At 59.7% G+C, this 17,006-nt stretch carries 13 protein-coding genes; 4 read left to right on the top strand and 9 right to left on the bottom strand.

Annotation, left to right across the window (positions count from 1 at the left end):
• Nucleotides 1-2 precede the first annotated feature (2 nt).
• Nucleotides 3-599 (bottom strand): hypothetical protein, encoded by a 597-nt coding sequence (locus tag MJQ68_RS14895; protein WP_238751928.1) that lies wholly within the window; start codon nt 597-599, stop codon nt 3-5.
• Nucleotides 596-3,988 (bottom strand): FG-GAP-like repeat-containing protein, encoded by a 3,393-nt coding sequence (locus MJQ68_RS14900; protein WP_238751929.1) that lies wholly within the window; start codon nt 3,986-3,988, stop codon nt 596-598. Before MJQ68_RS14900 ends, MJQ68_RS14895 begins: the two co-directional genes overlap by 4 nt.
• A 220-nt stretch (nt 3,989-4,208) precedes the next feature.
• Between MJQ68_RS14900 and MJQ68_RS14905 the strand changes: the two genes are divergently transcribed.
• Nucleotides 4,209-5,255: a leishmanolysin-related zinc metalloendopeptidase gene (locus MJQ68_RS14905; protein ID WP_238751930.1), complete on the top strand. Its 1,047-nt coding sequence runs from the start codon at nt 4,209-4,211 to the stop codon at nt 5,253-5,255.
• Between the two features lie 118 nt (nt 5,256-5,373).
• Here the strand turns inward: MJQ68_RS14905 and MJQ68_RS14910 are convergent, their stop codons facing one another.
• Both MJQ68_RS14910 and MJQ68_RS14915 read right to left on the bottom strand, forming a co-directional pair.
• The gene (locus tag MJQ68_RS14910) at nt 5,374-5,916 is read right to left on the bottom strand and encodes a 3'-5' exonuclease (protein WP_238751931.1); all 543 of its coding nucleotides are present in this window, start codon (nt 5,914-5,916) and stop codon (nt 5,374-5,376) included.
• A gap of 59 nt (nt 5,917-5,975) precedes the next feature.
• Nucleotides 5,976-6,293: a LytR/AlgR family response regulator transcription factor gene (locus MJQ68_RS14915; protein WP_238751932.1), complete on the bottom strand. Its 318-nt coding sequence runs from the start codon at nt 6,291-6,293 to the stop codon at nt 5,976-5,978.
• A 258-nt stretch (nt 6,294-6,551) separates the two neighbouring features.
• Between MJQ68_RS14915 and MJQ68_RS14920 the strand changes: the two genes are divergently transcribed.
• Nucleotides 6,552-7,364 carry a PhzF family phenazine biosynthesis protein gene (locus tag MJQ68_RS14920; protein ID WP_238751933.1) on the top strand — a complete coding sequence of 271 codons (813 nt, stop codon included), beginning with the start codon at nt 6,552-6,554 and terminating at the stop codon, nt 7,362-7,364.
• 1 nt (nt 7,365) lies between these two features.
• Here MJQ68_RS14920 and MJQ68_RS14925 read toward each other — a convergent pair whose 3' ends face one another.
• From MJQ68_RS14925 to MJQ68_RS14945, 4 genes are all read right to left on the bottom strand, one after another.
• Nucleotides 7,366-7,866, bottom strand: coding sequence for an Lrp/AsnC ligand binding domain-containing protein (locus tag MJQ68_RS14925; protein ID WP_238751934.1), 501 nt, complete (start codon nt 7,864-7,866; stop codon nt 7,366-7,368).
• A gap of 71 nt (nt 7,867-7,937) precedes the next feature.
• A complete protein-coding gene (locus MJQ68_RS14930) occupies nt 7,938-8,501 on the bottom strand; it encodes a hypothetical protein (protein WP_238751935.1) in 564 nt (187 codons plus the stop codon).
• 18 nt (nt 8,502-8,519) lie between these two features.
• Nucleotides 8,520-11,426, bottom strand: coding sequence for a leucine--tRNA ligase (locus MJQ68_RS14940; protein ID WP_319937477.1), 2,907 nt, complete (start codon nt 11,424-11,426; stop codon nt 8,520-8,522).
• 64 nt (nt 11,427-11,490) lie between these two features.
• Nucleotides 11,491-12,438, bottom strand: coding sequence for a pepsin/retropepsin-like aspartic protease family protein (locus MJQ68_RS14945; RefSeq protein WP_238751936.1), 948 nt, complete (start codon nt 12,436-12,438; stop codon nt 11,491-11,493).
• Nucleotides 12,439-12,697: 259 nt separating this feature from the next.
• Here MJQ68_RS14945 and MJQ68_RS14950 point away from each other — a divergent pair, with 259 nt between their 5' ends.
• A complete protein-coding gene (locus MJQ68_RS14950) occupies nt 12,698-14,323 on the top strand; it encodes a CTP synthase (protein WP_238751937.1) in 1,626 nt (541 codons plus the stop codon).
• 83 nt (nt 14,324-14,406) lie between these two features.
• Here the strand turns inward: MJQ68_RS14950 and metK are convergent, their stop codons facing one another.
• Entirely contained in the window at nt 14,407-15,663 is a 1,257-nt protein-coding gene (metK, locus tag MJQ68_RS14955; RefSeq protein ID WP_238751938.1) for a methionine adenosyltransferase, read from the bottom strand.
• Nucleotides 15,664-15,762: 99 nt separating this feature from the next.
• Between metK and manA the strand changes: the two genes are divergently transcribed.
• Entirely contained in the window at nt 15,763-16,953 is a 1,191-nt protein-coding gene (gene manA, locus MJQ68_RS14960; RefSeq protein ID WP_238751939.1) for a mannose-6-phosphate isomerase, class I, read from the top strand.
• The last annotated feature ends 53 nt before the right edge of the window (nt 16,954-17,006 follow it).

The raw sequence follows: 17,006 nt of genomic DNA on the forward strand, positions 1-17,006 counted from the left end.
GGCTACTGTAGAAGTTCCAGGGGGTCGCCGGTGAGGGTAGAAAGGTCCGTGATCATGCCCTTGACTGTACTCTCATCGTCCTTCCAGAGCGCGAGCAGGCGGTTGCCATCGACGGCGGTAAAAAGCCGCTGGAGGCGCGGATGCTGCAGTTCGATAAGGTCCGTGTCGAGGGTATGATGGAAGTATTGCGCCACTTGCGGTAGCAGACTATCGGCATAGGCGCTCTTGTTCCAGGGTGACCACTCGTCGTAGATGAAGCTGAGTTCCAGCGCCTGCAGCGTTCGGGGTTCACCGATGAAGATGGGACTGAACGTCATCATAGCCGGGCGATCCAGCTCGGTGTCCAGTTTGTGGTCTACCGCAGTGCCCCCGCGGCCCATGGTGATGAGCTGCTGCTGGTTAAGCGCGGTGCAGCGGTCGAAAAACTCCCGGGCGGGAATACCCAGTTCAATACCCAACACCGCTTCCGTGGGCGCGGCCGGTGCCTCCAGACCCTCCGCAACGGCGCTACGGTACTGACCTATAGGGCTGGTATCCTCCGGTTGGCAAGCGGCCAGCAGCAGAGCTAGTATGCTGATATAGAACAAACGATACGTCATGGGGTAAGTACTTCAAGCTTCAGTAAAGAATCATCGGATCGGGCGATCCACACCGCCCCGCGTGGAGACGCCGGTGCAAAGGCACGCACGTCCCCACGCAGGTAGATGCCGGACTCTCGTGGTGGCACTGCGTTAAACGTTCCACCGCCCCGATGGATGAGCAAGCTACCAAAGCTACCCGCGTAGATTCCCAGCTCGGGTCGGCCAATCGACTGGTTGCCGGCCGCCAGCAGATCCGGCTGTCCATCTCCATTCAGATCAGTCGCCAGTAAAGCATAGACCGGGGCGAGTTGGGTCTCGGCGGGTAGGTAGACCAGTGAAGGGCCTGCGTCCTCGTTCATCACTACGAGCGAACGAAGCTCTTCCACCCGGTGTACGACGGAGCGCGACAGGATCTCGGGGGGAAAGAGTTCGGCCATGGTCTTACCCTGGTAGTCCGTGTAGCCGGGCACGGTCTTGCGCAGGCCCGGCAACTGTTTGACCAGGTCGTCGCGCAGCACGAGGGGGTACGACCGGCCGTCAGTGGCGTACTGGGTGATGAGTTGCTCGGCCTTCCCGTTGCCATCGAAGTCGTTGATGTACAACTGCAGCGGTTGCTCGGGACTGGCGTGTAGTCGCGAGTTGAGTCCGTGGTTTCCTGCTGCGAGGTCATCGTGGCCATCTCCGTCGAAGTCGGCCGCAGCCAGTGCCGTCCACAGTCCGTAGGTACCGGCTACTGTGTCCGTGCCGATATAGTTCCCATTGGCCGCAACGTGCAGGTAGCGTAGCGGTCCCCACTCTGCGGCTACGGCCAGCTCCAGTTCGGGATCGTCGTCCGTGTTGAGCCAGACGGCTGCGGTCACCATACCCAGTCCCTGGAGCATGGGTAGGTCGGCAGATTTAAAATTGCCTGATCCATCATTGAGGAGCAGATAGCTGTCGGCGGCGATACCGTATGTACCCGGCCGCAGGCGTCCACCGACGAATAGATCCACGTCGCCGTCGCCATCGACATCATGAGGCTGCACGCAGGAGCTGACCACGAAGCGGCGGCGATCCGGCAGCAATTGAGCACTCTTCTCCCAGCGGCTCCCGCCACGATTGAGGTACAGACCGTCGAGCAGGGCGGAGGAAGCCGCCCCGAACTGATTACTGCCATTGGCTACGTAAAGATCCTGATCACCGTCACCGTCGGCGTCGAAAAAAGTAGCCGCTACGTTTTCACTGATCGCATCTTTCGCTAGCAGTTCTTCCATGACCGGCTGGTAGGTACCATCGCTTCTAGCAAGCAGCAATTGACCCGGTGTGCCGGATGCACCGCCCAGGTAGAGATCGCTACGTCCATCACCGTTCAGGTCGGCGGTAGCCAGGGCGGGTCCCTCGTTGTTTATCCCGAGGAACAGCAGGGGGTCGCGGTCGAAGTCGGTCGTAGAGCTTTCCCGGTGCATCACCGATCCGGCTGCCGTTCGAGCCTCGATTATAGCATATGTTACCTGTCCTTCCGCAGTACCTGAAGATAGACCCTGCGCTCGTGAAGTATCCGCAACCTCGGGACTACCGGTCCCCTGTCGGAAGGTGTAGATACTGCTGTCCTGTCGGGGGATGCCGAATACTTCTCGCTGTCCGTCGGGCCACTCGATCAGTAGGTCACTGGCAGCCCGGGAGAAGTGGATGCGTTTATCCACCGTACTCTGAAAGCCACGCATGGGGTGCAGTTCGGTAACGGACTGATCATCAGTGTTTTGGCGTCGCTCGCTTACTCTTGCACCGATGGCATCCGGATTGCCCGGGATAGTACTACGTAGATTCGCCATGGCGGACGCCTCCGTGCTATTGTTCCGGTATACCCCGGCTGGCCCGTCTACATTATTGACTACCAGATCCAGGTCACCGTCGTTGTCCAGATCAGCGTAAGCACTGCCGTTACTGAAGGTCGCTTGATCCAGTCCCCAGTCCGCGGCGACCTCCTCGAACCGCATCTCCCCCGTGTTGCGAAACACCCCATTGATCAGTGCCTCGCTCGGGATCTGGTCAATAATATCCGTGATCCCCTTCCCTTCCTCAAACAACATCCGGCGCACCGCCTCCGGCGAGCCGTTGAAGTTGATGTAGTCCTGGTCCAAAAGGTCCCTGCCCGTACCGTTGGCGACGAAGATGTCCCGCAGTCCGTCGTTATCCATATCGAAGAGCAGGGCACCCCAGCTCCAGTCGGTAGCCGCCACGCCCGCTCCCCGCCCCACCTCGGAGAAGTTCCCTCCGCCGCGGTTCCACTGCAGCACGTTGCGACTGAACTGCTGGTGGTAGCCCTTATCGCGGTACAGCTGATAGCGGTTCCACCCTTCGAAGGCCGCCTTGGTCTTGTAGCGGCGCTCGTCCGCCGGTAGCATCTCGGTCACGAAGAGCTCGGGCAGCCCGTCGTTGTCCAGATCGGCCAGGTCAGCGCCCATACTTCCTTTGCTGATCTCGGGCAGGTGCTCGGTCAGTGCCTCCCGAAAGGTGCCGTCCCGCTGATTGTAGTACAGGTAATCGCGTTCAAAAAAATCGTTGCTTACGAACAGGTCGGGCCAACCGTCCTGATCCACGTCCCCTACCGTCACGCCGAGTCCGAAGCCGATCGCGGAGGAGTAGATGCCCGCTGCCGCCGTCACGTCCTCGAAGCGGGTGGTGCCGGTTTCCGTCAGCAGATTTCTAAAGAGTTTGTTCCCTCCCGCGGTATCCGGCACATTCCGCAGCCCCTCGCGCAGGTCGTAGCCCGTAGTGGCGCGCGTGCTATTGTTAAGTAAGTAGCAATCCAAATCCCCGTCCCGGTCGTAGTCGAAAAAGGCGGCGTGGACGGATAGTCCTACCACGTCGAGCCCGTATTCCGCACCAGCTTCCCGGAAAGTCAGGTCGCCCTGGTTGATGAATAGCTCGTTGTGTCGCACGCCCGTCATACCCGCAATTTGCTCCCCGGCGGGTGGGCCGGCCTTACAGACGTACAGATCCTGCAATCCATCGGCGTTCACGTCCACCACGGCCACCCCGGTCGACCAGCTGTCGGCACACGCTACTCCAGCTGCTGCTGTGATGTCTTCAAACTGAAAGTCCCCTAGGTTGCGGTATAGTTTGTTCTCCACCAGGTTACCGGTGAAGTACACATCCACCAGTCCGTCGTTGTCAAAATCCCCGATGCCTACACCCCCGCCGTTGTAGAAATTGCGGTAGGTGTAGGGGTTGAGCGCATCCGTATACCGCAGGTCGTTGCGGAAGTCAATACCGGTGCGGGTCATGCCCGGGGCCGTCAACCAGCTGAAGCGCTTCGTCGCATCTACAGTAGGTTCGACGGCGGGGCCGCAGGTGCAGAGCAGAAGTGAGGCAAAGACAGCTGCCCACGGTGACCAAGACCGGTAGTCGTGCAGGGGGGTGGACATAGCAAGCGGCTGGGTGAGCGGCGAAGGTAGGACTATTGCAGCGGCGGCAGATGATGCGGAAGATCGGTGGAATCACAAATTTTTTGCGTTCGGGTACCAAAGATTATTTATCTTGTCACGCGCATTTTATCATCAACAACAATCTCCTGTCGGTCTGATGCACGATAGAATGTAGTGTTAACCCATAGCATCGGATCGCTAACTACCCAACTCTTTATATATGCTATTTAACGATATTCCATCGTTTGGCGGACGCTTAGCCCGCCCAACCCCCCGTGCGGTCCTTACCGCCGTGCTGTTCCCCCTCCTGTTCACCGCTTGTGTAGAAGACACCGACGAGGTCATCACCCCGCAGGCCGACGTAGAACAGCCTTCTCTCATCCAGCTTGCTCCCACCCCGGAGAAGTGGATCACCCTGGAGGGTGTGGAGTCGGAGTACGTCGCCACCGAGAAGCGCGCTACCCGTGCCCCCGGCATCGACCGTGGCCGCTACAATATTGACTTCAAGTACGTCGTCCCCGTGACGGCCGAGCAGGAAGCCGTCTTCGAAGCTGCCGCCGCCCGCTGGGAGCGCATCATCATTAAGGATGTTCCCTCCTTTACCGGTACGGTACCTTCAGCCTTCACCGGGTTTCCTCCCGCCATCGACGGCACAATCGATGACATCGTCATCGAGGTAGCCCTTGCACCCATCGACGGACCAGGTGGTATCCTCGGACAAGCGGGTCCCCGCTTTGTACGCACCAGCGATTTGCTGACCCTGACTGGTGTCATGTTCTTCGACGTGGACGACCTCGCATTTCTCGACGAGATCGGCCTCTTTGAGGAAGTCATCATTCACGAGATGGGCCACGTACTCGGCGTAGGTACCCTGTGGGACATTGGCGACCGCGACCTGCGGCGCGACGAAGAAACCGATCCCTTCTTCATTGGTCGTCAGGCCAACGTATTCTGGAACGCCGAAGGTGGTACGGACAAGCTACCCGTAGAAGATATGGGTGGCCCTGGTACCCGCCTCAGCCACTGGCGTGAGTCCGTTCTGCGCAACGAGCTGATGACCGGCTTCCTGAACCTGGGCGAAAACCCACTGAGCCGCATTACGGCCGGTTCCATGCGTGACCTCGGTTACGGAGCCGCTATGGTCGGTGAGCAGTACGACCTGCCCAAGGGCGCTCCCGGTGTAGAGCACAAGAGCCACGGTGAAGGCATCGACATCGCTGCACGCGAGATCATGCTCAGCCCCATTGGCTCGGTGACCACCAAGTAGTCTAACTAGCCGCACGCTGCGGTAGGTACCTACTTGACTAAGAAACCCCCGTACGGATGCTTCCGTGCGGGGGTTTTGTATTTGCTTCGCAGCGCTAGCTTTCTAGATTCCGGACCACTCAGTAGCGCCACATATCGAGCAGCTTACGGAATACCTTGACGGTGTTCTCCGCGTCGTCCAGTGCACGGTGCTGGGCGCCGGTCCACTCGAATCCTTCGTGGCGCACCGCGGCGGCCAGCCCCCGCTTTTTGGGCAGCTTGCGGAGTTCGCGGTATTGTAATTTAAGGTTGATGGATGGATCGAGCCAGTAGTCATCCAGCCGGTGGAGCGCGCAGTCGCGCCGCAACTGGGCTTCGTCGAACTTACCCCAGGCGGCCAGGGTGTAGGGCTCGCCATCTACGTCGATCCAGTTCTGGAAGTCGCGGATGACCCGCGTGAAATCCTTCGCGCGGTTAATGTCGGGCTGCTCGATGTGGGTGAGCCGCCGGCAGAAGTGACTCAGCTGTGGATGAAGAATGGGCTTGATGAGCCGGCTGAAGCAGGGACCCACCTGCCCGTACGAGTCGACCTGGTAGGCACCGATCTCGATGGTTTCCTGCACGGTAGCGGGGGGGCGGCCCTCCCAGCAGGTGGCTTCGATATCGTAGACAATAAACTTCACGCTGCAAGAACGGGTGGCGGGGCATTACGTTGCACGCTGCCCCGCCACCCGGTGGCTCACTAGAGTCGGGGCATGCGGCTTTTGATGTCGGCGTGGTAGGCTTTGCCCATTTTGAGCTGGTGGTCGTTGAGCTCAATGACGCCATCGGCGAAACTGATGCGGTTGACCTGGCTGAAGTTGACCAGCAGGCCGCGGCTGGCCCGTACGAAATCGGTCGATTCCAATTCCTCGGCGATCGTCGACAGGCTACGCTTTACGGCAAAGCGCTTGTCGTTAGTCTGGATGTAGGCGTAGTTACCATCGGCCTGAATGTAGTGGATGTCAGTCAGCGGGATTTTGGTGTAGTCGGTGCCTTCTCGCAGGAAAAGGTGATCCATGGTGTACTGGGAGTTAAACGAGTTCATAACTGGTGGAATCTTGAATTTTACCGGCAACGGTCACAAGGCTGTTGCGCTTAGGACGAAGGGCCCGACGTTTAGTCACGCCGAATATCCTTTAAGTGTACGACAAAGTTCGCTTACTGGATTTATCCCCCCAAAAAGACCCTTAGTATCGGGCTACTTTTTGCAATATTCGCTACACTTGCGACCGCGGTCACTTCACCCCCCTCCATCTCCCCCCCCTCACCTGCCCCCATGCTAAATCTTCCCCTGTACCAGGTTGACGCCTTTACCGACCGGCTTTTCGGTGGCAATCCCGCCGCCGTAGTCCCCGTTCCAGAGTTTCCGGCAGACGCTCTGATGCAGTCGATCGCGACGGAAAATAATCTGTCAGAAACCGCTTTCGTAGTCATCCGCGGCAAGGGCAAGTTTGACATCCGCTGGTTCACGCCTACGCAGGAAGTGCGGCTGTGCGGACACGCCACCCTGGCAGCGGCCCACGTGCTCTATAAATCGGGGGGCAAGGACCTCGATAAGCTACGCTTTCGCACCACCTCTGCTGGTACCATTGCCGTCACCCCGCTGGCGGAAGCAGGGACGTACCGTATGGCATTCCCCACTGACGTGCCGGAAAAGACGCGTGCCGGCAAGAAACTACGGGGCGCCCTGGCTGGCCTCAATCCGAAGGAAGTCTATAAGGGGACCGACGATCTAATCGTTGTGCTCAAGAACGAACGGCAGGTCCGTAGCCTGCAGCCCAATTTCCATATCGTCGCTCAGCTCAAGCGCCGTGGCCTGATCGTGACCGCGCCCGGCGACGAGGTAGACTTCGTCAGCCGCTGCTTCTACCCCGCCTACGGCATCGATGAGGATCCCGTCACGGGCTCGGCTCACACCGTGCTCACGCCCCTGTGGGCGAAAAAATTGAAGAAAAAACACCTTACTGCCCGGCAGGTTTCTACCCGTGGAGGGCAGATCACTTGCGAACTTCGGGGCAAGAAGGTCCACCTGACCGGACAAGCCATCACTTACCTGGCCGGCCAGCTCCTACTTGATCGGCTGGACTGAGCTATTCTGCCAAGCCCCGCAACTCGGCCAGTAGCTCGGCAGATACCACCTGCACGGGCCGATCGATAGCCTGTTCCAGGGAGATGAAGGTCTCCGTCCGTTGAATACCATCAAAGGCCTGTATGCGCTGCAGCACGTCGCGTAGGTGATCCGTATCCCGGCACACGACCCGGGCGAAGATGCTGTACACCCCCGTGGTGTAGTGCGCCATCACCACCTCCTGAATACCCTGTAGGTACTCCGCCGCCTGACTGTACAGCCCACTCCCCTTCAGGTAAATGCCCAGAAAGGCCGATACATCGTAGCCCAATCGGGTGTGGTCGATGCGGAGGGTCTGCCCCTGAACTACACCGGCAGCGATCAGCTTATTCATGCGCACGTGGATCGTGCCGCCCGATACGAAGAGCTTACTCCCCAGCTCCGTGTACGGCTGCTTGGCGTTTTCCATCAGCAGGGCCAGGATCTTGCGGTCCAGGTCATCGAGTACATAGTCAGCGGGCATAGGCGGGGGGGGGCAGTCTGTTATCCCCAATAGTAAGCAACATGCTCAGGCTATCCCAACGACCCGCACCTCTATCGGTGATTTTTCGTCCACTGCCGCTCGGCTACGTGCAGTATGTTGCCCGGCTCGATCCACTCCCCCAGGGCATCGGTGGTCGCCCGCTCGTAGTGCGCATTCCACTCGGGCGTTTCCAGCCAGAGCAGACAGGTCACCTGCCGGGGAGACTGCAATCGCCGCTCCGCCTCCATCCAGAACCAGTAGGTAGATACGGGCCGCCCCGGTAGCCATCGGGGCGGGGCCAGGGTCCACCACCAGCGCAGCACCCCCGTGTACCAAGTCCGTTGGATCGCCCGGTTGACGATGCGGATCAGGCGTTTCGTATCTACGAATTTCTTTCCCACCTGTGCGGCGAGTCCTTCAGGATTGCGCCGCACGATTGCATGACGTCCGGCGCGCAGGCGGAAATTCTTGACCTCGATCAACCACAGGTCACCCTCCCCCACCAGACACAAAAAGTCAACCCCCTTAAGGCCGTGCCCGCTCACACTACGGTAGGCAGCGGTGCGGTCGAAACGGCGCACGATCCAGTCCTCCGGGAAAGTAAATTCCAGATCACTCTCCAGGAATGTAGCCATACGCCGGGTTCCTCTCGCCTATGCTACCACGAAGTTGACCATGCGGCCGGGCACTACGATGACCTTGCGTACGGACTTGCCATCCAGGTAGCCCTGCACCTGCGTATCCGCCCGGGCCCCTGCCTCTACATCCTCGCGGGACGCCCCGGCCGGAAAGTCCAGCGTAAGCCGCGTCTTACCGTTGAAGGCGATGGGATAGGTAAAGCTATCCTCCACCAAGTACTTGTCTACCGCCTCCGGCCAGTTGGCATGGTGTACGCTCCCTGACCCCCCGAGGGCGGCGTGCAGTTCTTCGGCCACGTGCGGCGCAAAGGGTGCGATAAGGCGTACGGTAGGCTCCAGGATGGCGCGCTTGTTGCACCCCAATTTGGTGAGCTCATTGGTGGCTACCATGAAGGCGCTTATGCAGGTATTGAAGCTAAGCTTGTCGATGTCCTCTCCCACCTTCTTCAGCAGCGTATGCAGCACCTTGAGCTCCTCCTTCGTGGCCTCGCCTTCGCTCACGTTGAGCTGGTCGTCGTTGCCCACGAATAGGTTCCAGTAGCGGCGCAGGAAGCGGTAGACCCCGTCGATGCCCGACACGCTCCAGGGCTTGGCCTGATCGATGGGGCCCAGGAACATCTCGTACATCCGGAAGCAGTCGGCCCCGTAGCGCGCGCAGATGTCGTCGGGATTGACCGCATTATACTTGCGCTTCGACATCTTGCCCTGCTCTACGCTGAGCTCGAGGTACGGACGGCCTTCCTTGTCGAGCGTCCAGGCAAAGGCACCGGCCTGCTGCAGGATGGTGCGGAAGTAAGCGGCATCCTGTTGGTCCGATTGCTGGGCTTCCTCTACGGCGTGCTTGTAGAGCCGGAAGCTACTCTCGTTGTTGACGGAGGTCTCGGTGACAAACCGGATGGGCGTAAGCCGCGTGCCACTGCTCTCGTCGAGCACCAGGTAGCCCTTACCTACGCCGGGTACGTCCAGCGGAGTTCCCTCCGCCACGTCACTACCCACCCAGATGGGATGGCGCTGCCCGTCGTCGGCCAGCAGGACACCCAGGTGTACGTAGCTGATCGGTCCCCCGATCATACCCTGATTGAGGAGTTTTTTGTAGGGCTCCCGCGTCGGCACCTTGTCGAGATCGAAGAGAAACTTGTGGATCAGACGGCTGTACAGAATGTGACTCACAGCGTGCTCGGCTCCACCCACGTACAGGTCCACGTCTCGCCAGTAGTCCACGGCTTCCTTGCTGACGAACTCCCCCGGATTATGGGGGTCCATATAGCGCAGGTAGTACCAGTTGGAGCCGGCTGTAGCGGGCATCGTATCGGTCTCCCGTCGTCCACTGGGGGTGTTGATCCAGTCGGTGGCCCGCTCCAGGGGGGACGCACCGCTGACGGCCCGGAAGTCGTCCATCTCCGGTAGGGTGACGGGCAGCTCCTCCGTCGGCACCAGTTGCGGTACGTCATCGGCGTCGTACACGATGGGCCAAGGCTCGCCCCAGTAGCGCTGCCGGCTGAAGACCAGGTCGCGGATGCGGTAGTTGATCTGCCGCTCCCCCCGACCGAGCGTTTCGATGCGTTGGGTAGCCGCCTCGATGGCTTCCGGCACCTCCATCCCGTCCAGGAAGCCGGAGTTGATGAGCTTGCCCAGCTTGTCCTTGAGGCTGGCCCCCGGGTAGTCGGTCTTATCGACTACCTCAATGATGTCAATACCGAACTTTTGGGCAAAGCGCTTGTCCCGCTCGTCGTCGCTCGGTACGGCCATGATGGCTCCGGTGCCGTAGTCCTTGAGGACGTACTCGGCAATATAGATCGGCACGCGGGCCTCGTTCAGCGGATTGATGGCGTAGGCGCCCGTGAAGGCTCCGGTAACTTTGTTCTCACTCATCCGGTCGACCTCGCTACGTCGGCCTACGTAGGCCAGGTAGTCGTCGATCTCCTGCCGCTGCGCGGGGGTCGTGAGTTCGTCGACCAGCTCCAGCTCGGGTGCGATGACCATGAAGGTAGTACCGAAAATAGTATCGGGGCGAGTCGTAAAGACGTCCAGCTGCCGGTCATGCCCCTCGATGTCGAAGTGGACCAGGGCACCGGTCGACTTACCGATCCAGTTGACCTGCTGCGCCTTCAGTCCCTCGCTGTAGTCGACGGTGTCCAGTCCGGCCAGCAGGCGCTCGGCGTAGGCGGTAATGCGCAGACTCCACTGTAGCATGGGGCGCTGCTCTACGGGGTGGTTACCGCGCTCGCTACGGCCGTCCTTTACCTCATCGTTAGCCAGTACGGTCCCCAAGGCTTCGCACCAGTTGACGTAGCTGACGCTGCGAAAGGCCAGGCGGTAGTTCATCAGCAGGTCGCTGCGTTCCTTCGGGCCCATGCCGCGGAAGTCTTCGGCAGTGACATCTAGCGGCTCCGTTTCAGCGGCACGTACGCCGGAAGTCCCTTCCTGTTCCAGCAGGTCGATCAGTTCGGCGATCGGACGGGCGCGGTCCTGTTCGGTATCGTACCAGTGCTCGAACACTTGTCCGATGATCCACTGCGTCCACTTAAAGTAGTCCGGGTCGGAGGTATTGACGCTACGGTCCCAGTCGAAGCTGAGTCCCAGCGTCTCCATTTGCTCACGGTAGCGGGCGGTATTGACGGCCGTGCTCTCGGAGGGGTGTACGCCGGTATCGATGGCATACTGCTCGGCGGGTAGTCCGAAGGCATCGAAGCCCATGGGGTGTAGCACGTTATAGCCGGCCTGCCGCTTCTGCCGGGCGACGATATCGGAGCCGATGTAACCCAGGGGGTGACCTACGTGCAGACCGGAGCCCGAGGGGTAGGGAAACATGTCCAGTACGTAGTACTTCGGCTTGCCGGTGGTCGTAGCCGTCCGGTAGGTTTTATGTTCCTTCCAGTAGCGCTGCCACTTACGGTCGAGGGCCTGTACGTCAAATTTCATCTGCAACTACTTAGTGAGGTTGCAAAGGTACCACCGGGGGGCGGGGCCGCGGGTGCGAAGGTTTTTACCAGAGGTAGACGCGCCGACGCCGGTAGTCGATACCTACCGTATACTGACTCAGAAAATCCGAGCCGAGGATGCCGGCTAGTACCGGTCCGCGTTCCGTCTGCAGGTGGGCCAGATCCATGGCCACCAGCGTAGTAGACAACTGATCGGTAGCAGGGAAGCCGGTAGGTAGGGGCACATTGACCAGCGGACAATCCTGCGGTACGCCATCCAATCCCTGTACGTTGAGCGACTGGCCGGTCGCGGTAGCGGCAACCGCCTCTACGAGTCCGGCCTCGATCACACTCGTACCGGCACCGGTGTCGAGTGCGAAATAGTAAGTGCGCCCATCGAGTCGGATCGCTACGATCGGCAGATGATCGAGCAGGGTAAATTTGAGTACCGCCCGGGGGGCTTGTGTTCCGTGGGTGGGCCGCCGTACGGACCGTAGTAACTGAAAGGTCTCGCGCTGGTAGTCGATGCGCAGTTCGCCCCGATTCAGCAGGTCGTAACCTACGAAACCATCGATGCGGCGTGCGGTGCGGTCTTCGAATTCCCGCAGGTCCAGGCCGATCGCCCAGTAGTTTTCTACACTGCGCCCGCCCATCTCGAAGCGGTCTACCCGTAGTTCACTTAGGGCTACCTCTCCACCCGTACCGAGTCCGGTATGATTAGCGGGTGCGCCGCCCTGTCCCCGGTCATTCATGATCAGGGAGGGTGCCCCGGTATCGAGGACGAATTTACCCGGCCGGCCGTCCACCAAAGCATCGAAAAAGATCAGGTTGCGCTCGAAGGTGAACGACTGTAGCGGGCCCGCCGAGCGCAAACGTTCCTTTGCCGATCCGCCCGGATCGCTGGAGGTGCGCAGAAGACCTACGGATTGCTGCCCATAACTGACTGATGTACACAGTAGTAGCGCGACCCAGAGGGCAGCATAAGTACGGAGTATGTAGCGCAGGCTTAACATTATAGGGCAGGCAGTTACCCCAAGTTAACCATTTATTTACACACAGTTAACATGGCAGTGTGTTTACTAACTCACTAGCACATCAGATTGTTGCCTTTCCAAAGGCTTTAGGGAGGCCTGATCACCCCCTGCATACTGGGTCAGACACCGCACCCGCGAGCGCGCCCTGATCTGCCTACCGTTCGTTTAAGGAAATACGGCAGTACACCCCGGCCCCTATCACCCTACACGCTACCTTTGCATCCCGTAACCATAGAATATGACTAAGTATATTTTTGTTACGGGTGGAGTCACCTCCTCACTCGGCAAGGGCATCATCGCCGCTTCACTGGCTAAGCTCCTGCAGGCCCGCGGCCTTACCGTAACGATCCAGAAGTTCGATCCCTACCTGAACGTGGACCCCGGCACGCTCAATCCCTACGAGCACGGAGAGTGCTACGTGACCGACGACGGGGCCGAGACCGACCTGGATCTGGGCCACTACGAACGGTTCCTGAACACCCCCACCAGTCAGGCCAATAACGTGACCACCGGGCGGATCTACCAGACCGTGATCGAGAACGAGCGCAAGGGCGACTACCTGGGCAAGACCGTGCAGGTCATCCCCCACGTCACCGACGAGATCAAACGCCGTATTCAGCTGCTCGGTAATTCGGGTGACTTCGACATCGTCATCACAGAGATCGGCGGTACGGTGGGTGACATCGAGTCCCTACCCTACCTCGAGAGCCTGCGGCAGTTGCGCTGGGAGCTGGGGGGTGACAACTGTATCACGGTACACCTCACCCTGATCCCCTACCTGGCCGCCGCCAAGGAGCTCAAGACCAAACCGACCCAACACAGCGTCAAGGAGCTGCTGCAGACCGGTATTCAGCCCGATATCCTGGTGGTGCGCACCGAGCACCCGATCGACGATTCGATCCGCCGAAAGCTGGCCCTGTTCTGCAACGTGGAGAAAAGCTGTATCGTCGAAGCGATCGACGCCAGCACGATCTACGATGTACCGCTGATGATGCTCAAGGAAGGATTAGATACGACCGTAATCAGCAAGCTGCGCCTGCCCGACCGCAGGAATCCCGATCTGCGGCGCTGGAAGGACTTCCTGGGCCGACTGAAGAACAGTACCCATGAGGTAACCATTGGTCTGGTGGGTAAGTACAACGAACTACAGGACGCCTACAAATCGATCTACGAATCCTTCATCCACGCCGGTGCGGTCAATGAGTGTAAGGTAAAGGTCGTGCCCATCCACTCCGAGCAACTGGAGGGGGAGCAACGTGTCGTACACGAGTTCCTGGAGCGCTTCGACGGTATCCTGGTGGCTCCGGGCTTCGGCGAGCGGGGTATCGAGGGCAAGATCGAGGCGGTGCGCTATGTGCGCGAGCACGATATCCCCTTCTTCGGGATCTGCCTGGGCATGCAGTGTGCCGTGGTGGAGTTCAGTCGCAATGTGGCCGGCATCGCTACGGCTACGTCCTCCGAGGTAGACGAGCTCTCTGACTATGCCGTCATCGATCTGATGGACGATCAGAAGAACCTGGCCACCAAGGGCGGCACCATGCGCCTAGGTGCATATGACTGTAATCTGGTCGCCGGCAGCCATACGGCCCAGGCCTACGGCGTCACTGAGATCAGCGAGCGTCACCGCCATCGCTACGAGTTCAACAACGCCTACCTGGAACAGCTACAGGACGCCGGACTCACCATTGCCGGCACCAACCCGGAGACTGGCCTGGTGGAGGTCATCGAGCTCAAGGACCATCCCTACTTCGTAGGTGTACAGTATCATCCAGAGTTGAAAAGCACGGTGGAGAATCCTCACCCACTGTTCGTCTCCTTCGTGGCTGCTGCTATGCGGAAGCGGTCGCCTGCGGCGAGGTTGTAGGTGGACCGCTGTCGCAAGTAAACGTATTACCCGTTTGAAAAACGGTCTACTTTGCCGGTAGGCAGTCTACCCGCGACAGCGGTCTACTTAAGGCCAAAGGCCCCCCTAATCTTATCCACATAGTCCAGCTTTTCCCAGGTAAAGGTCTCCACCGTCAGGGTCTTTTCCTCCCCGGAGCCGTTGCGGAAGGTGATGGTCTTGGTTTCCGGTTCGCGGCCCATGTGCCCGTAGGCGGCGGTATCAAGGTAGATCGGGTTGCGGAGTTTGAGCCGCTGCTCGATGGCGTAGGGCCGCAGGTCGAAGAGCTCGGCGACGCGCCGGGCGATGACGGAGTCCGGCAGGTCCACTTTGGCACTGCCGTAAGTATTTACGTACACGTTGGTGGGGTGAGCCACGCCGATGGCGTAGCTGACCTGTACGAGCACCTCGTCGGCCACACCGGCCGCTACCAGGTTCTTGGCGATGTGGCGGGTGGCGTAGGCGGCCGAGCGGTCTACTTTACTGGGGTCTTTACCGCTGAAGGCACCACCGCCGTGGGCACCCTTACCGCCGTAGGTGTCGACGATGATCTTACGGCCGGTAAGGCCGGTATCCCCGTGGGGGCCGCCGATGACGAACTTACCGGTCGGATTGACGTGGTACGTGATATTATCGGTAAAAAGGGCCTGTAAGTCGGGCTTGAGTTGGTCGCGGACGGCGGGGATGACCAGCTCGATCACATCCTGACGAATCCGGGCTAGCATTTCCTCGTCCGCGCCAAAGTCATCGTGCTGGGTAGACACGACAATACTGTCGATACGGACGGGGCGGTGCGTGTCGTCGTACTCAATGGTGACCTGCGACTTGGCATCGGGGCGGAGGTAATCCATACGACCATTTCCCCGGCGCATCTCGGCGAGCTTCCGTAGGATTCGGTGACTCAGATCGAGTGCCAGGGGCATATAATTTTCCGTCTCATTGGTGGCGTAGCCGAACATCATGCCCTGGTCACCGGCCCCTTGCTCTTCGTCGGTTTGCCGTTCTACGCCCTGGTTGATCTCAGGAGATTGTTCATGAATGGCAGAGAGGACCCCACAGCTATTGGCCTCAAACATGTACTCCGACTTGGTGTAGCCGATCTTGCGGATCACGTCGCGGGCCAGCGTCTGTACATCCAGGTAAGTGCTGGACTTGACCTCACCGGCCAGCACGACCTGTCCGGTAGTCACTAGCGTTTCACAGGCGACTTTAGAGGATGGATCAAAGGCTAGAAAATGATCGACGAGGGTATCACTGATCTGATCGGATACCTTGTCGGGGTGCCCCTCGGAGACGGACTCGGAGGTGAAGAGGTAGGGCATGGAGTACGGCTTGGTCAGAAAGTGGCGCAAGGTAGGAATTCAGCAGTGAACCAATGCCGGCTGACCTACCTTAACCAAGGTCACTAAACCATCCCGCCCGTGCCTACCGTATACCCGTTCAATGGAGTGATCCAGCATTACGCCTGGGGCGGCTACACCTACCTCCCGGAGCTCCTCGGAAAATCCAACCAACAGCAGGAACCCTGGGCGGAGCTCTGGATGGGGACCCACGCGAAGGGTCCCGGCCAGCTACTGGGTAGTGTACACACACTGGACGAAATCATTGCGAAGGCTCCAGCTACGGTACTCGGGAAGGAGGTGGCTTCCCGTTTTGATGACCGTCTACCCTTTTTGTTCAAGATTCTCGATGTACGGGAAATGCTTAGCATCCAGGTGCACCCCACAAAAAAAGCGGCGGAGAGAGGCTTCGCCCGGGAGGAGGAGAACGGTCCGGCACGCGACGCCCCGGATCGCAACTACCGCGACGACAATCACAAACCGGAGCTCGGGGTAGCGCTCACCGATTTTTATCTGCTGCATGGTTTTCGCTCGCCGGAAGACATCCGCCGGACGCTCACTGAGGTGCCCGGTTGGGACTCGCTACTTTCCACCTTCGATCAGGGCGGGACCAAGGCCCTATACGCCCGGGTCATGCACGCCGATCAGGCGGAGGTAGATCGGCTACTGCAACCGCTTACCGATCGACTCGTGGACAAGGACTACCATAGAGATTCAGCCGATTTTTGGGCTCAGCGGGCGGTGGATCAGCACACCCACGACGGCCACCACGACCGGGGCATGTTCTCCATCTATTGGTTCAACCTGGTCCACCTGCGGCCGGGAGAGGGCATCTTTCAGGATGCCGGTATCCCCCATGCCTACCTCGAGGGGGTTTGCATCGAGTTGATGGCTAACAGCGACAATGTCCTGCGCGGGGGCCTTACCCCCAAGCACATCGACGTGCCGGAATTACTCGATAAGACGCAGTTCACCCCGGTGGACCCCGATGTGCTCCTCCCGGTAGCGGGTCCGAGAACGTGGCAGCATTACCCTAGCCCCGCGCCGGACTTTCAACTACTGCGGATTGCGCCCGGCGCCGGCACTACATTCACCGTCGACACCGCCGGGACGCCGGCGATCTTACTGTTGCTACGTGGCGCGGTAGCCGGAGACGGGCTGGCACTCGACGCGCAGGCCCGGACTACCTTTCTGCCCGCTGACGGCAACTGGACGGTAGAGGCCGCGGACGACAGTGAGATCTATATGGCGACGGCCGGGCACCAAAATTAAAGGCCTGCCGGATCCGGCAGGCCTCTGAGAAACGAGATAAAATAGTCTACTCC

The sequence above is a fragment of the Neolewinella maritima genome (assembly GCF_923081025.1).
In the GTDB taxonomy this organism is placed as follows: domain Bacteria; phylum Bacteroidota; class Bacteroidia; order Chitinophagales; family Saprospiraceae; genus Neolewinella; species Neolewinella maritima.

What these genes read in the sequence shown, in the direction of transcription:
- MJQ68_RS14895 (WP_238751928.1), bottom strand. Translation starts at nt 599, where the DNA reads ATGACGTATCGTTTGTTCTATATCAGCATACTAGCTCTGCTGCTGGCC.
- MJQ68_RS14900 (WP_238751929.1), bottom strand. Translation starts at nt 3,988, where the DNA reads ATGTCCACCCCCCTGCACGACTACCGGTCTTGGTCACCGTGGGCAGCT.
- MJQ68_RS14905 (WP_238751930.1), top strand. Translation starts at nt 4,209, where the DNA reads ATGCTATTTAACGATATTCCATCGTTTGGCGGACGCTTAGCCCGCCCA.
- MJQ68_RS14915 (WP_238751932.1), bottom strand. Translation starts at nt 6,293, where the DNA reads ATGGATCACCTTTTCCTGCGAGAAGGCACCGACTACACCAAAATCCCG.
- MJQ68_RS14920 (WP_238751933.1), top strand. Translation starts at nt 6,552, where the DNA reads ATGCTAAATCTTCCCCTGTACCAGGTTGACGCCTTTACCGACCGGCTT.
- MJQ68_RS14925 (WP_238751934.1), bottom strand. Translation starts at nt 7,866, where the DNA reads ATGCCCGCTGACTATGTACTCGATGACCTGGACCGCAAGATCCTGGCC.
- MJQ68_RS14930 (WP_238751935.1), bottom strand. Translation starts at nt 8,501, where the DNA reads ATGGCTACATTCCTGGAGAGTGATCTGGAATTTACTTTCCCGGAGGAC.
- MJQ68_RS14940 (WP_319937477.1), bottom strand. Translation starts at nt 11,426, where the DNA reads ATGAAATTTGACGTACAGGCCCTCGACCGTAAGTGGCAGCGCTACTGG.
- MJQ68_RS14945 (WP_238751936.1), bottom strand. Translation starts at nt 12,438, where the DNA reads ATGTTAAGCCTGCGCTACATACTCCGTACTTATGCTGCCCTCTGGGTC.
- MJQ68_RS14950 (WP_238751937.1), top strand. Translation starts at nt 12,698, where the DNA reads ATGACTAAGTATATTTTTGTTACGGGTGGAGTCACCTCCTCACTCGGC.
- metK (WP_238751938.1), bottom strand. Translation starts at nt 15,663, where the DNA reads ATGCCCTACCTCTTCACCTCCGAGTCCGTCTCCGAGGGGCACCCCGAC.